The sequence below is a fragment of the Wolbachia endosymbiont (group A) of Lasioglossum morio genome, assembly GCF_947250585.1.
Taxonomy (GTDB): Bacteria; Pseudomonadota; Alphaproteobacteria; order Rickettsiales; family Anaplasmataceae; genus Wolbachia; species Wolbachia pipientis.
Window position 1 is genome coordinate 813587 of the sequence record NZ_OX366327.1, and the last position, 16346, is coordinate 829932.

The 16346-nt window shown below is 36.8% G+C and carries 12 protein-coding genes and 1 tRNA gene; 1 reads left to right on the top strand and 12 read right to left on the bottom strand.

Annotated features, from left to right (window positions below):
* Window positions 1-180: 180 nt before the first annotated feature.
* The 9 genes from OOK89_RS03975 to rpsD all read right to left on the bottom strand — a co-directional run bounded on the left by OOK89_RS03975 (window position 181) and on the right by rpsD (window position 6794).
* Window positions 181-1887 (bottom strand): ABC transporter ATP-binding protein, encoded by a 1707-nt coding sequence (locus tag OOK89_RS03975; protein ID WP_264718772.1) that lies wholly within the window; start codon window positions 1885-1887, stop codon window positions 181-183.
* A gap of 68 nt (window positions 1888-1955) precedes the next feature.
* Window positions 1956-3074 (bottom strand): FtsW/RodA/SpoVE family cell cycle protein, encoded by a 1119-nt coding sequence (locus OOK89_RS03980; protein WP_264718774.1) that lies wholly within the window; start codon window positions 3072-3074, stop codon window positions 1956-1958.
* Window positions 3071-3787, bottom strand: a complete 717-nt coding sequence (gene ubiE / locus OOK89_RS03985; RefSeq protein WP_264718775.1) for a bifunctional demethylmenaquinone methyltransferase/2-methoxy-6-polyprenyl-1,4-benzoquinol methylase UbiE — start codon at window positions 3785-3787, stop codon at window positions 3071-3073. The genes OOK89_RS03980 and ubiE overlap by 4 nt, the downstream gene beginning before the upstream one ends.
* Window positions 3788-3847: 60 nt before the next feature.
* Window positions 3848-4711, bottom strand: coding sequence for a lipoyl synthase (lipA, locus tag OOK89_RS03990; protein ID WP_012673150.1), 864 nt, complete (start codon window positions 4709-4711; stop codon window positions 3848-3850).
* A complete protein-coding gene (rpmB, locus tag OOK89_RS03995) occupies window positions 4704-5018 on the bottom strand; it encodes a 50S ribosomal protein L28 (protein WP_006279619.1) in 315 nt (104 codons plus the stop codon). The genes lipA and rpmB overlap by 8 nt, the downstream gene beginning before the upstream one ends.
* 37 nt (window positions 5019-5055) lie before the next feature.
* Window positions 5056-5397 (bottom strand): DUF721 domain-containing protein, encoded by a 342-nt coding sequence (locus OOK89_RS04000; RefSeq protein WP_010082513.1) that lies wholly within the window; start codon window positions 5395-5397, stop codon window positions 5056-5058.
* A gap of 455 nt (window positions 5398-5852) precedes the next feature.
* The gene (gene iscX / locus OOK89_RS04005) at window positions 5853-6053 is read right to left on the bottom strand and encodes a Fe-S cluster assembly protein IscX (protein WP_007552114.1); all 201 of its coding nucleotides are present in this window, start codon (window positions 6051-6053) and stop codon (window positions 5853-5855) included.
* Window positions 6054-6083: 30 nt separating this feature from the next.
* Window positions 6084-6170, bottom strand: a tRNA-Leu gene (locus tag OOK89_RS04010).
* A 9-nt stretch (window positions 6171-6179) separates the two neighbouring features.
* On the bottom strand, window positions 6180-6794 hold the full coding sequence (gene rpsD / locus OOK89_RS04015) for a 30S ribosomal protein S4 (RefSeq protein ID WP_010962555.1): 615 nt from the start codon (window positions 6792-6794) through the stop codon (window positions 6180-6182).
* A gap of 113 nt (window positions 6795-6907) precedes the next feature.
* On the opposite strand from rpsD, the gene tkt reads away from it, so the two are divergent.
* Window positions 6908-8950 (top strand): transketolase, encoded by a 2043-nt coding sequence (gene tkt, locus OOK89_RS04020; RefSeq protein WP_264718776.1) that lies wholly within the window; start codon window positions 6908-6910, stop codon window positions 8948-8950.
* A gap of 203 nt (window positions 8951-9153) precedes the next feature.
* Here tkt and OOK89_RS04030 read toward each other — a convergent pair whose 3' ends face one another.
* The 3 genes from OOK89_RS04030 to OOK89_RS04040 form a co-directional block, all read right to left on the bottom strand.
* Window positions 9154-11619 carry an ankyrin repeat domain-containing protein gene (locus OOK89_RS04030; protein ID WP_264718777.1) on the bottom strand — a complete coding sequence of 822 codons (2466 nt, stop codon included), beginning with the start codon at window positions 11617-11619 and terminating at the stop codon, window positions 9154-9156.
* Window positions 11620-11752: 133 nt separating this feature from the next.
* Window positions 11753-12916: a multidrug effflux MFS transporter gene (locus OOK89_RS04035; RefSeq protein ID WP_264718778.1), complete on the bottom strand. Its 1164-nt coding sequence runs from the start codon at window positions 12914-12916 to the stop codon at window positions 11753-11755.
* Between the two features lie 223 nt (window positions 12917-13139).
* Window positions 13140-16337, bottom strand: a complete 3198-nt coding sequence (locus OOK89_RS04040) for a glycoside hydrolase/phage tail family protein (RefSeq protein ID WP_264718779.1) — start codon at window positions 16335-16337, stop codon at window positions 13140-13142.
* Window positions 16338-16346 lie beyond the last annotated feature (9 nt).

Genomic DNA, 16346 nt, shown 5'->3' on the forward strand with positions numbered 1-16346 from the left:
AGTCAAAATTGGAATTACATTAAGATAGAACAAGCTATGAATATAACGTGAATGAAAGAAACTACAGATCACGAAATTTCCGGATAACTATGGAACCATTATAAAATAATAAAATTAAAAATTTAATAATTTTAATTATAAATCTAGCATATCAACTAACGGTATGATTTAAATTTTCTTTCAATTCCACTGTATCTTCGCCAGTTTTGCATATAGCCCGTCTTTACTTATTAGAGAGTCATGAGTTCCTACTTCTTCTACTTTTCCATGATTAATTACTATAATCTTGTCAGTCTTGAGTGCGGTTGATAGCCTGTGTGTAATTACGATTGTTGTTCTGTTTTGCATTAACTTGCTCAATGCTTTTTGCACGAGGTTCTCACTTTTGTAATCAAGGGCAGAGGTTGCTTCATCCAGTATTAAAACCTGAGGGTTTTTGAGTATGGCTCTTGCTATTACAATACGTTGTTTTTGTCCTTCAGAAAGTTTTAATCCTCTTTTTCCTACAAATGTATCAAATTTATCAGGCAGCTTATCAATAAATTCCATCGCATAAGCGCTGATGGCTGCTTGCTTCACTTCCTCATATTCGGCACCTGGTTTGCCATATAGTATATTTTCCATTATTGAGCAAGAAAATATCATGTGATCTTGTGGCACTAAGCCAAACAACGATCTGAGGTCATTTAGCGCAATTGACTTAATATTGTGCCCATCGATAGTAATGCTACCTTTGTTTGGATCATGAAAACGGAGCAGAAGCTTTAAAATGGTGCTTTTACCACTGCCAGATGGTCCAACAATTGATACTGCTTGACCTGCCTCTATAGAAAATGATACGTTATCTAATGCTGGCTTATCAGCATAAAAAAATGTTACACCATTAAACGAAATTCCCTTTTGAACACTACAAATTTTTATAGGATCATCGGGATCTGCTATAGAGCTTTTCATATTTTTAAATTCAAATAAACGCTCTACTATTCCAAGACCTCGTTGTAAATCACTGATATTATCGCTCAAATTATTTATAGCTCCTGCCGCAAGCGCTGAATAAAACACAAATGAGGAGAGTTCTCCAATAGTTATATTATTGCTTAAGACTTCTTTAATACCAAAAAAGAGCAAAACAACTAGTGAACCTATCACACACGTGATAACTAGAGTTACTAGAATAGCACGCAAGAGTACTAATTTTACGTATGATTTTGATACTGAGTTTAAATACTCCTTAAAACGGGTTTTTTCATTTTCTTCGAGTACAAACGATTTGATAGTCACTATAGATCTAAAATTTTCCTCACTAAATGACGCAAGCTCACTTAATTTATCCTGGGCAAAGCGTGCATAGCTACGCACTTTTTTTCCAAGTGAGGTCATGATAATGAGTAGTATAGGTATTATTGCGGCTGCATACGCAGTTAGTTGTATATTTGTATATAATAACATAGCAACACTGCCAATCAGAATCACAAAATTTCGTAATATGGTTAGTAAGCTGCTGTTTATTACTGATTGCAGCACAGAGGTATCAGTAATTAACGCTGAGATAACATCTTGTACGCCTGTGTTCTCAAAGAAACTTGGTTGCAAGTTAGTGATACTGCTATATAAGTCATATCTGATTCTTGCGATAACTTTCTCGCTGCCAATGCCAATGAAATATAACCGAGTAAATGCAGTGAGAGAAATGGCTAAAACTATAAGTATTGCAACTAATAGTTTGGTAGTAAAATCGTGCTCTGTGCCAGAATCAATTATATTGCTTAAGCCTCTGCCAAAGAGGAGGATCGTTAAGGCTGAAAATAAAACTGCAATAAAAGCTATGACAAAATAGGATAGATTAGGCTTTATATAGTAAAATAACTGCCTAATATTAGATCGCATCGTATTTTAAAGTTTCTAAAGTTAAGTATATAGATTCTAGTTTCAGGGGAAAGGGAAAAGGTATGGCATTAGTCTACAGCATGTCTTCCAAGCATAACACGCTCACGAAACTTTAATGCGATAGCTTGGTTTCTACTGAAAGACAGCATTATGCCAAGTGCGATGCTCGAAGATAAAAGAGAAGAACCACCATAGCTAAGTAACGGCAGGGTTATGCCGGTGGTTGGAAAAACACTCAATGTTACCCCTATGTTTATTATGAATTGTGTGATGAATTGAATTGAGATACCGAGAATTACCAACAGATTAAATAATTCATTTTCCCTATATGCAACGTAAAGCAAGCGGGCGGAAATGATGCCAAATAACATCAATGTGGCTAAGCACGTAATCAAACCAAATTCTTCTGCTAAAACAGAAAACACAAAATCTGTATGACAATCAGGAAGAGAGGCTTTTACGCTACCTTCACCAGGTCCAACCCCAGTTAATTGACCTCTTTTGAATGCTTCTAATGATTTTGTGACTTGAAAGTTATCGCGCTGCGTAAAAAAGACAAAATTGTAAATCCTTTGCTTTATATGCGGGAGGCATAAGTAAGCTATTGTAGTTCCAGTTGTGGCCATTCCTATTATGCATAGAAAGTATAAAAATGGTATACATGCAATAAACATTTGACCGATAAAAGAATATGTTAAAAGCATAGACATACTGAAATCAGGTTGCAAAAGTAACAACACAAAAACTAACAGAAATATTATGATTGATATGTGCATTTTAAACCTCATTTCGCTGGCCAAGATACTAGCTATAACAACAGAAAAAAATGGCCTTACAAACTCAGATGGTTGAACAGAAATTTTGACAATATGTAACCATCGTTTCGCACCTTTTACCTCTATACCAAGTATTATCGCAGTTGCTACTAGAATAGTAAATAAAGCGAAACCTGCGAATGAGAGGTTAAGTATAGTTCTTGTGTTGAGAAAAGAAAATGTCACCAAGGTAATTAGTGACAGGACTATATAAATTGTATGGCGCCGTATAAAATAATCCTGTGGTAGAGAAAGACGCTGCGCAATTACAGGGCTTGCTGAATAAACAAGAATGAAGCTTATAGTGAGCAAAAAAAACACTGGAAGGATGAGATAATAATCCAGCGTTCTATACCAGAGTTTAATATTCATTTTGTTCCAATGTGTAATGCCACTATTCCATAGCTCATATTATGAAACTCAACATTCTTAAAGCCTACCTCTTCAATTTCCATTTTAAAATCAGCCTGAGTTGGAAACTCTCTAATGCTCTTCACTAAATATTCATAAGAACTCTTGTCTTTAGCAACTATGCTGCCAATTTTAGGAATTACTTTAAATGAATATAAGTCATAAAGTTTGGTAAATATCTCATTTTGATAGTGCATAGGGGCAAATTCTAAGCAGATAAATTTCCCATGTGGTTTTAATACTCTGTACGCCTCATTTAAAGCCTTCTTGCGGTCAGAAACGTTTCGAATGCCAAAAGCTATTGTGCAATAATCAAATTCGGAGTCTTCAAATGGTAAACTTTCTGCGTTCGCACATACCCAATCAAAATTAATTTGGTTTGAATTTATAGCTTTATCACGTCCTCTGTTTAGCATGTTTTGATTTATATCGCATACTGTAACCTTAGCACTTGGCTCTTTTCTTACTACTCTTATTGCTATATCTCCAGTTCCTCCAGCAACATCTAAAACCTTAGAGTTTTTTGAAAAATGCACACTATTTACCATCTTATCTTTCCATAATCTGTGCATTCCGAGGCTCATTATATCATTCATGGTGTCGTAGCGACTTGCCACGGAATCGAATACCTCTTTAACTAATTGCGATTTCTTCTTGATTTTTATAGTAGACATTACGTAAAGTCGCTCAACTCCTTTATAATTAGTAAAAATTAATTTGAATTAACGCAAATGTCAACGACAAGCCTTGAGCCTGTTAAAATCTTCTTCAGCGTGGTATGATGACCGAGTTAGTGGGCTTGATGCAACCACTAGGAACCCTTTGGAGTAAGCGATATATTTATAATGCTCAAATTCCTCTGGGGTAACATACCTATCAAGTTTTGCATGTTTTGGAGTTGGTTGTAGATATTGACCAATTGTAATAAAATCAACCTCAGCACTGCGCAAATCGTCCATAACCTGAAATATTTCCTCTTTTGTTTCTCCAAGACCAACCATAAGCCCCGACTTTGTGAAAACTTTAGGATTAATCTGCTTTACCATCTTCAGCAAATATAGTGAATGAAAATAGCGAGCTCGTGGTCTTATTTTTGCATACAATCTCGGCACTGTTTCAATATTGTGGTTATAGACATCAGGTGATGCAACAGCAATTGCTTCAAATGCTCCTTTCTTATTTAAAAAATCAGGAGTTAAAATCTCTATTGTTGTTTCTGAAGTTATCTTTCTAATTTCTTCTATGCACTGTATAAACTGATTTGCGCCACCATCTGGTAAATCATCACGATCAACAGAAGTAATGACAACATGTTTTAAGTTTAACTTTTTTATTGCTTTTGCTAAATTTTCTGGTTCATGAGGGTCTAGTTTATCAGGAATGCCAGTTGCAACGTTGCAAAATGCACAAGCACGAGTGCAAACAGAACCAAGAATCATCACAGTAGCATGACGTTTATTCCAACATTCACCAATGTTTGGACATGCAGCCTCTTCGCATACTGTATGCAAGTTATGCAGTTTAACGATGTTTAAGGTTTCATTGAATACTTCACCGGTCGGAGCTTTTGCTCTGAGCCATTGAGGTTTGCTATGCATCTGAAACTGCTAACTCTACCTCTTGCTTTACTAAAACTTTTTTCAACCTTCTTTTTATCTTCTGCGCTTTCTCACTTAGTTTAATCGTTCTTGTGTTGAGCAAAAAAGCATCTAAATCACCTTTGTAATCTATAGTTCTCAAAGTTCTTGTTGCCACACGAAATCTAAACTTTTTATTCAATATATCACTTGTCAACGTAACCTTATGTAAATTTAAAAGAAAGGTACGCTTTGTTTTACGATTCGAATGTGATACCTTATTACCAAAAGATTTTTTTCTATTTGTTAATTCACAAACTCTACTCACTTCAATATACCAAATTATTCTATGTACTTAGATTACCTTATATAGTCAAATAGTCAATACTCTCTTGCTTAATTTTTATACCATATACTGCTTTATAACCAAAAAATATCGTAATTTTTTCTATTATAAGAGAAATCATATGCTGAATTTCCAATGCTTTGCTGCCATTTGTTACTACCAGATGCAATACACCCGAATTTATATTCTGTGCATATGAGATCTTTTTCGGTTTTGTACACTCTGCTATTTCTTTCCCTACTATATTTCGCCAGTTTAAAATAAGACGTATTTCATTTTTGCTAATTTTATTTTTCATGCATTTTAATGCATAGTTTTCTATTATAGACTTTAATTTTTTTGGACCGCTACGTTTGAGCATTTTTCTGTTTTTTTAGTAGGTAGATAATATAAAAGTATACATATAACTTGAGATTTTGTCATTACTGCTACATGTTTGTGAGATACCGTGACGGTATGACCATAATCGTCACTCCGCAACGCATATTGCATAGTCGTCATTCCGCGGCGTGTTCGCGGAATCTAGCTCTGGTCACGCTACTTAGATGACAACCTTCTAACTGCTTTACAAAGGCTCTACCCTCTGGCCTCACACCGTAAAAGCAGTATTTTTATGCAAAACTTATCTCAACGTAGCACTTGCCAAGATCGTTCCATTTACCAAATTTTGTGCTGTCATCTTTGCCTCATAATTAACCTTATAGCTGTTTTAATTGTAATTAGTTAAATTATTATTAACTTGCCAGGCTAGATCCAAAAAATAGCATAATCAATATGCAAATTGTAATAGAAATCACGTTTGCGTATGGTTTATTGCTATGCGGTTAATCTTTCCTCAATCCAAGCTGCTTGAATAGCTTCGAGTATTTTTTCGTTACAGCGTTTTTCATCATCATCAAATTCCTCTAAACTCAAGACCTTTTTTTTAAGCTCAGTGAATCTGATACTAATTATATTCTCATTTGGAAATTTTTCCTCCAGAGCTTCCACAATATCTTCTATATCAAGCCATTTCATACTTTTTTGTATTTATCTGCTAAGTTAAATTGGTGCCCATGGGGAGACTTGAACTCCCAAGGTCGCAAAACCCACGGATTTTAAGTCCGCTGCGTCTACCGATTCCGCCACACGGGCTTTTTTTATCTATCTAGAGTAAAACTCTACTACTAAATTGACTTCCATGTCTGCTGAATAAGGAACCTCAGAATATTGAGGCGACCTCAAATATTTCACTGAATGCTCTTTACTATCTGCTTCTAAATAATCCGGAGCCTTGCGCTCTTGTTTTTGTTCAGCCTCTACTACTACAGGGATTTTTGCTGCCCTTTCTCTTATTTTTATTATATCACCTGGCTTCACTCGATAACTCGATATGTTAACCACCTTATCATTAACTGTAACGTGCTTGTGAGATATGAGCTGCTTTGCTGAGTAAATTGTTGGAACAAGACCAGAGTGGTATAAAACAGAACTTAATCTCGATTCTAAGATACCGATAAAATTATCAGCCGTATAACCCTTTCTGTTATAAGCATCTAAAAATGTACGTCTGAGCTGCTTACTTGAAATCGCGTAGTAAAACTTAAATTTCTTATGTGCAGCAAACTGCTTACCAAAGTCAGATAACTTCTTGAATCCAAGAATACCATGTTGACCTGGAGGGTATTTCCTTTTGTTTACTGGGTCTTTAGCTCTACCCCATAAATTTACACCAAGTCTACGGCTAATCCTATACTTTCTAGTGATAACAGTTGTCATATAAAAACTCTCACGATTTAACTTTAGATTATTAAGGATTTTAGCACTCAGTGTCAACTTGTTTTTGCTGATATAATCTTTTATACTTCATTTTTAAGTTTTTCTATTAACACATGAATCATTCACATTTAGAATCTATGGCAAACGCCATCCGTTTTTTATCAATTGATGCAGTACAAAAAGCAAACTCTGGACACCCAGGTATGCCACTTGGCATGGCAGATGTTGCAACTGTTTTGTTTGCTAAATATCTGAATCATAATCCTGATGATTCTAAATGGTTCAATAGAGATCGCTTTGTTTTATCAAACGGTCATGGGTCAATGTTACTATACTCAATATTATATTTGACAGGTTATATTAGCATAGATGAGCTAAAAAACTTCAGGCAAATGAGATCCAAGACCCCAGGTCATCCAGAGTTTGGCTTGACTTCCGGGGTAGAGGCAACGACAGGCCCTTTAGGGCAGGGGTTTGCCGCTGCTGTTGGCATGGCACTTGCTGAATCGATTCTTAAAGAACAATTTGGAGATAGCTTAATTAATCACTACACTTACGTGATGCTAGGGGATGGCTGTCTTATGGAAGGAATAAGCCATGAAGCAGCATCGCTTGCTGGGCATCTTAAATTGAATAAGCTCATAGCTCTTTTTGATGATAATGATATCTCTATAGATGGCGCTACTTGCCTTTCCTGCTCTGATGATGTAGAGAAACGCTTCTTAGCGTATGGATGGAATGTTGACAAAATTGATGGCCATGATTTTGATGCCATATCCCTTGCAATAGAGCAAGCAAAAAAGTCTGATAAACCTACAATGATCTGCTGCAAAACTATTATCGGAAAATTTTCAAGCCGTGCTGGCACATCCTCTGCTCACAGTGGTGCTTTTTCGGAGGAAGACATAAAACAGATGAGAGAGAAATTAAACTGGAATTATGAACCATTCCATGTACCAGAAGATGTGAAAAATGCCTGGAAGAAAACTGTTGAGAGAGCAAAACAAAACTACACGATGTCATTCCAGCGCGTGACCAGGAAAGAAGAAAAAGAATGGATCCCAGTGTCAAGCACTGGGATGACAGAAGAGAATGCTGGGATGACAGGGTATCATGCAGAACTTCAAAGACGGTTAGATAAACGTCTACCAGACAATATCGATAATGTTTTGGCTAACTTGAAGAAACAAATACACGAGACAATGCCAAACGAAGCTACACGTTCTTCTTTCGGCATGGTAATGGAACTTTTAACACAACATATGCCGGAATTAATCGGCGGTTCTGCTGATCTTACCGGGTCAAATTGCACTAAATATAAGCACATGCAGGTAATAAATAGCAATAATTATAGTGGCTCTTATGTCCACTATGGAGTGAGAGAGCACGCTATGGCAGCATGTATGAATGGTATGGCACTTCACGGCGCGATTCTTCCTTATGGCGGCACTTTTTTGGTATTTTCCGACTATTGTCGTCCTGCTATACGTCTTTCAGCTCTGATGAAACAGCAGGTTATGTATGTCATGACTCACGACTCAATTGGAGTGGGAGAAGATGGCCCAACTCATCAGCCAATAGAGCATTTAGCCTCTTTGCGTGCTATACCAAATCTATATGTTTTTAGGCCAGCCGATGCAGTTGAAACTCTGGAGTGTGTTAGCATTGCACTCGAAAAGAAAGAATCTCCAGCACTGTTTGCGCTCTCAAGGCAAAATGTCAATTACATGCATTCCGATATCGATCAATCTGCTAATCTATCGAAGTTTGGTGCATATATTTTGTGTGAATGTTCAAAAGAATTAAAAGTGACAATATTTGCTACGGGGTCCGAGGTTGAAATTGCAGTTGAAGCAAGGGAGAAATTGCAGGAAAAAGGTATAGGTACAAGGATTGTTTCTATGCCATGCTGGAGGCTTTTTGACGAGCAAAGCGATGAATATAAAGCGGCAATATTAAATAATGACAGCATTAAAGTTGCAATTGAAGCCGGAAGTGAAATGGGTTGGCATAAATATATAGGTTCAAACGGTATATTTATTGGCATGAAAAGCTTCGGAGAATCAGCACCTTATAAAACACTCTATGAGCATTTTAATATCAGCGCAGATCATGTGGTAAAATGTGTGTGTGAGAAACTGGTTTACATTCAGTAGACTTCTTGCATAACCATATGAAAGCCCACTCTTCTTTGTCATTCCAGCGCGTGACGTTATCCAAGATGATGTCATTCCAGTGCTTGACACTGGAATCCAGCTTTTGATCGAAAATGTTGTATAGTATGCTTGTTTACAATCAATTTTTCTGGATCCCAGTGTCTGGGCACTGGGATGACACCTTTTCCGGTAGAAGATCACTATCAAATCACATTGCTCTGGTCATTATGATCACCATTATTTTGTTCAACTGATTGATCGACCCCAGGTGAAGAAGAATCATCATAAGGTTGTGTGTCAGACTTTTCTTCGTCAGACCCAAACAACCATGAAAAAAAACCACCAAAAAATGATGCAATTAATGAAAAAGGCTTCATAAGTATACTAAACAAACTACCAAAAAAAGAGCTCGGCTGTTCTTCTGTTTGTGCAGGTTCTGTGGAAGCAACAGAACCTACATCGTTGTCTTGTACATCAGTTCCTTGTTCTGCACTGGTGGTGCTGGTTTTTTCCCCTTCTTTGCTATTATCTGATTGTAGTTCAGTATCATCACCTACTCGTTTTTCTTCCTCTTGACCCCCTTCACTATCTGTCGATGATCCACCCGCTGAACCATCATCAGATTTTTCTGCTGGTTGCAATAGAGTTTTTATTCCTTCATCAGTGGCTAATTTGAAAGGAGTGTTTCCATGTTTATCTTCTATATTAACATCGATTCCATCTTTTCCCAATAGGGCTTCTACTGCCTCTTTATGGCCCTTTACAACGGCCCAATGTAAAGGAGTCTGTTCTGCAAGTTTATCTTTTATATTAACATCGATTCCTTCTGCTCCCAGTAGAGCGTTCAATACATTTATATCTATGTTGTCCTTTTTAGCAGCCAAATGCAAAGGAGTCCTGTCATCTTTATCTTGTGCATTAACATTGATTCCTTCTGCTCTCAGTAGAGCGTTCAATACATTTATATCTATGTTGTCCTTTTTAGCAGCCAAATGCAAAGGAGTCCTGTCATCTTTATCTTGTGCATTAACATTGATTTCTTTTGCTCCCAGTAGAGCGTTCAATACATTTATATCTATGTTGTCCTTTTTAAGAACAGAATGTAAAGGAGTATCTTTATTCTTATCTGCTAAATTAACATCAATTCCCTCTTTTCTAAGTAGAGCGTTCAATACATTTATATCTATGTTGCCCTTTTTAAGAACAGAATGTAAAGGAGTATCTTTATTCTTATCTGCTAAATTAACATCGATTCCATCTTTTCCCAATAGGGCTTCTACTACCTCTTCATGGCTATTTTTAGCAGCACAATGTAGAGGAGTCTTTCCATCTTGATCTGTTGCATTAACACTTGCTCCTTGATTTATTAGATCGTTTACTGTATCGATATCACCTCTTCCAGCAGCCTTAAGTAATTCATCTGTGTTTTGTAATAGAGTTCGTATGTCTTGAGTAGTGGCTAAATCTAAAGGAGTGTCTCCATTTTCATCTTCTGCATCAACATTTGCCCCTTTGTCCAATAGAGCTTCTACTACCTCTTTATGGCCCTTGTCAGCAGCCCAATGTAGAGGAGTCTCTTTCTGCTGATTTGTTGCATTAACATCGATTCCTTTTACTTGCAGTAGGGCTTCTACTACCTCTTTATGGCCCCATACAGCAGCAATATGTAAAGGAGTCCTTTTCGACCAATCTGTTGCATTAACATTGATCCCTTTTACTTGCAGTAGGGCGTCTACTACATCTTTATGGCCCTTTTCAGCAGCCAAATGTAAAGGAGCCCTATCTCCATCTTGTACATTAACATCGATTTCTTTTGCTCCCAGTAGAGCGTTCAATACATTTATGTCTATATTGCCCTTTTTAAGGACCAAATGTAAAGGAGTTTCGCCATATTCATCTTGTGCATTAACGTTGATTCCTTCTGCTCCCAGTAGAGCGTTCAATACATTTATATCTATGTTGTCCTTTTTAAGAACAGAATGTAAAGGAGTATCTTTCTTGTTATTTGGTAAATTAACATTGATTCCATCTTTTCCCAATAGGGCTTCTACTACCTCTTTATGGTTCTTTACAGCAGCTAAATGTAAAGGAGTTTCTTGCAACCAATCTGTTGCATTAACATTGATCCCATTTACTTTCAGTAGGGCTTCTACTACCTCTTTATGGCTCTCTACAGCAGCCCAATGTAAAGGAGTCTTTTGCGACCAATCTGTTGCATTAACATTGATTCCATTTACTTTCAGTAGGGCGTCTACTACATCTTTATGGCCCTTTTCAGCAGCCCAATGTAGAGGAGTCTTGTTATCTTGATCTTTTACATTAACCTTTGCTCCTTCACTTATTAGACTGTTTACTTCCTGAATATTACCGCTTTTAGCAACCTCAAGTAATTTAGCTGTGCTTTGTAATAGAGTTTTTATTTCTTCGTCAGTAGTTAAAACTAAGGGAGTGTTTCCCTCTTCATCTTCTGCACTAACATTTGCCCCTTTGTCCAATAGAGCTTCTACTACATCTTTATGGCCCCATACAGCAGCAATATGTAAAGGAGTCTCTCCTTTATCATTTTCTACCTTAACATCTGCTCCTTCACTTATTAGACGGGTTACTGCATCAATATCACCTCTTTCAACAGCCTTAAAAAAATTATCTCTACTTTGTGAACTACTCATCCTACACCTCTTTGTAAAACTATATTGTTATGATAAAGCCGTTAATAATCTATGAGCTCTCACCCCCTGTAAAATTATATTATCATGATAAAGTCATTAATAACCCATGAGCTCTGGATCACGCAAATAATGGTTATTCCCTGTGTTTTTCAGTACATTTGAGCTGGCTGTACATAAGAATTGCAATTGTAGAGCATGCTATTGTTAATAGTAAATTTGGTAAAATACCATAGCGAAAAAATTTTCCTACTATATATATTCCAATAGCCCCAAACATCATATTGCAGAATGAGAGGACTGCACTACCAAGCCCTATACCTTTGATCGTTTCTAAAGCAGAAGTTACGTTATTGCTTATTATTAATGCAAGTCCGATATTGGCTGGAATCCAGGCAACTTGAAGAATTAGTATATTCAACTTGTCCGCGAAATAAAAATATACCAATAAACTATCGGATATTATCGGTAACACCAAACCTATTATTAGCATTTTGCTAACCCCTACTTTTGGTACATACCTTCTATTAATTAAAGTTCCAATTATGTAAAATATGACTATGATCGATATGAGGTAGCCAAAATACTGTACTTCAATGCCCATCGATTCAAATATGAAAGGGTAGTTAGCAATGTATGCCCAAAGCCACATGAAAGTTAATCCATGAATGGCTGAAAACCCAAGGAAACGATAATTTCTAAATATTGATATATATTGCTTGAAGATATTAGTAGTTATGTTAGTTATACTGGTTTCATTTTTATTTACAGTGAGTGTTTCTTGTAACTTAAAGTAGATAAAAATAAGTATAGCAATTGCTGCAAGTGATATAATAAAAAACAAAAATTTCCAACTATACCCATGTGAAATTATATAACTGCCCACCACTGGAGCTATTCCAGGTGAGAATGCCACAACCATATTTAATTTTGAAATGACTCTCGAGTATTCACTACCCGAGTACATATCCCTTATTGCTGCATACCCAACAACACCTGCAACACCAGCCCCTGTTCCTTGTATGAAGCGAATTAGTATCAAGAGCGCAATACTGTCGGCTATATAACACATGACACTTGCCAAAGTAAAAATTGTCATACCAATCAGCATCATTGGACGCCTACCATAATGGTCCGATAATGGACCATAAATTAAGCCAGATACCGCAAATCCAACTAGATTTAAGCTAATTGTAAGCTGCACTACACTGCCTTCTACTTTAAAATAATTGGCAATGCTTGGTAGTGCAACTGAGTATAGGTCAGTTGCCATATCGACAATTGCTACAGACAATATCATAATAAGAGAGATGATATTTTGCGAAAGAGCTGTTTTCACTTAATGATTTATTGGTAAATATGCTTAATTATAATGTATTTTTTTCATTAGTATAAGTACAATGTTACATAGTAAACGATGTCATTCGAGTAGCGGACACTGAAATCTTAAGCTAAAATCATGAAAAGCCTGAATTTCAATACCTTATCTTTGATTATTCACTTTAAGCTTTAAATATTGAGCATCAATTGTTTAGGACCTTTGCTTCCGTGTTATCTAATGAATCACCGTAAGTCACTGCTTTTAGGTAAAACTTTTTTCCCCTTTGCACTTCGAAAGATATTATTGAATCATCAAGTAGAACAAATTTTTCACCTGCAGTCTCTTTAGTACCTTCTTGTCCTCTGATTAGGTTACTAAGCTTATATTTATTTTTATCTATAAGTTCAGCACTCTGGAATTTTATTACCTCTTTTCCGATTAATGCTGAATTTGAATCGATAATTCCTAGCAGCTTACCAAAACGTAGCACTACTATAAGCCCCTCGTCGGTAGATTCCATTACATATCCGTAAGTAGACTGCTTGTTTGTGTTTGCGATAGGCTTATAATCCTTATCGTTGTACGAAATAAAGAGTGTTGCTCCTTTCCAATTCTTTTCCTCACTAATTAAAGTAAAGCTTGCACTATTACCTTTAATATCCGGTAAATCTATCATTTCTACGATGGTTTTGCTGATATGAGAAGGAGGGTATTCCTTCAGCATAAGTGACCTTGTTGAAGGAAAAGAAAGCTTATATATAGAGTGATCATAACCAACGCCAATTACTTGAATGGACATGCTTTCGAATTTTGTTTTTATAATTCTCACCGTATGCTTTTTCTCACCGTCTAAAATCGTTATTACATCACTTGGCACAAGCCACGCATATTTTATCGGCAGCTTGAAATTGTATATATTTCTCTCTTGCCACGAAGAATAAAGTAAAACCTCAGCGATATTTTGCGCCTCTCCCTCCTCCATAATGAGCGGTATTTCAACTGTTATAGCAGCGCCTTGCTTTGGCAACTCAGCATATTTAACATTAATTGGATAGCCAAAATTGCGATTAAAATAAACGACGTTAACTTTATTGTTTAAATCTAATTGACTGATATTAGCAAGTTTTGAATTGTTACTGAAAACCATTTCACCAATTGGCATTACAGTTGTAACTCCCCTGCCCTTTTGGACAAATTTCAGTTTAGAGTCCTGTTCAACCACATCAAAAAAATAGCAACTTTGCAGCATTTTAATAATTGAACGTACCGATTGCTGGTCATTTATTACATATCCAGACAATAATCCTTTAACATCACTCGTATCGAACTGATCGCTTTTTAAACCTGCTTTTTGTAACAGATCCGATAAAACATCGGAAATATTAAGCTGTGAAAGCTTTCCCTGAATCCAATGTCCTGTCTGCCAATTATGGCAGTCAGTCCACATATCACACAAATTGGGGAAATAAGGAAATGGCCTTGCATCCCATGCCCAGAGAAACATTTTTTCTACCATTTCCGAGCTTTGCCACTTCTTTAGCGTTCCTTCAATTGCAATTTTCTGTGAAAGAAAGCTCACCTCTCCGTTTGAATATCGTGGATATTTGCTCTCTATGCTGCCTTTGTCAACAAACACATTTGGCTCATTAGTGCAGCCGTTCATACTGGGAAATCCATACTCAGTAAACCATATTTTTTTCATTTTTGGTTGCCATTTCGTTTTACTACCACCTGGATTTATGTGAGTTTCACTCCACCATTTCTCTATATTTTTCCACGCATACCTGCTGTCGTTATACTTTACTTTTTCAGGTTCACTCTTTGAGTAATCATAGAAATAATCATACCCCACTCCACTGCTCCAACCACCCATTACATCTTCCGCGGAATAACCAAAAGGAGGCTCTGGACCATCAGTCAGTGGAAAATAAGCATCTATGCCAACAACGTCGATATACTCTGAAGACCACAGTTCATCCATATTATACCAACCATCATATGAATGGTATTCGCTCCAATCTGCAGCGTAGGTAACTGTTACTTCTTTTCCAAGATTAAGTTTTATCTGCTTTGCAAGCTTGACCAGCTCTATAACGGCAGGGTAATTCCCTTGTTCATCCCTGATTTTGGTAAGTTGCGCAAATTCAGAACCGATGATAAACCCTTCTACTTTAGTCTGTTTGGCAATGCTTGCATAATGCTCTATAAATTTGTTATATTGATTCTCAAAAAAATCACTTATATCCCCAGGGGTCCCGCTCAATTTTCCTCGCCACTCTTTATTTTCTGTGTCAAGTAAGGGCATCGGATAGAGTGTTACCTTGTAACCTCTGCTGTGTAGCTCTTCTATATATCTTATTAGCGCTGAATCACTAACTGTGCCACCATATCTTGGGTTTCCACTCGCATCTTTTGAAATTAGCTGAGCATTATCTCTGGTTACACCCCCTACTTGCCAATCATCAGGTAATATTGCGGAATCATCTTGAAATTCAACTGCAGGGTATATTTTACAATCTTTAATGTTCAGATTATTCACAAACCAATTGACTACCACCGACACCAACTCAACATTTGGCAAATCTCCCTTTAATTGATCCAAAGAAAGCACTGCATCGCTCTTTTTAGTGTGGTTGTTATGATTTACCCTTTGTGCTAGGCCATATGGGATATATTGGTTGCTGCTTATTTTCTCTTGCGCGATTTTCTTCTGTATTTTTGTATCATATACAAACTCACCTGAGCCTGGTATTATATTGATATTCCGAATATTTTCTGCTATTGAAAATCCACTGGGTTTTAATGCAGTTCGCACTTCAAATGTAAATATCGGGACACGATTGTTATAGTCTGCTAAAGGAAAATTCTTGATGACTATGTAAGATATTCCCCTATAAGCCGGCACATTCCCCTCTCCTTCAATTGATGACATAAATGGATCAGGATTTTGGTCTTCTCTGCCGCTGTAAAAAGTATAATCTATTTCATCAAAGCTAAGTGATGTTGTATCTGCCCAGATTCTGTTTAATTTTTCTACTTTCCCCTTGCAGATCGCAATTGCAAGCGTTGCGTAGTAATTATATGTAACGTTCATACCTCTTCCAATTTTGCTTTTGGTGGTTATCGCCTCTTCTTTTATTGGCTGTGACCAAATAATGTTCCCTGCAACACGAGCAGTGCCATAGATAATTGGGATCGTTCTGCCGTAGGTTGAGGTTTGAACTTGCAGATTTTTTAGTCTCGCACCATGCGTTACTTTCTGCTCAGCATCAAGGCTAAACATCGCACCATCAAGCTGCGCACCAAGAAGAGCACCGAGTTCTGAGCCGATAATCCGGCCAATTGGCCCAAAAATGCTGCCTGCTTGACCAAAAATTGATGATAAAATTATTGTGGACATGATAATCCT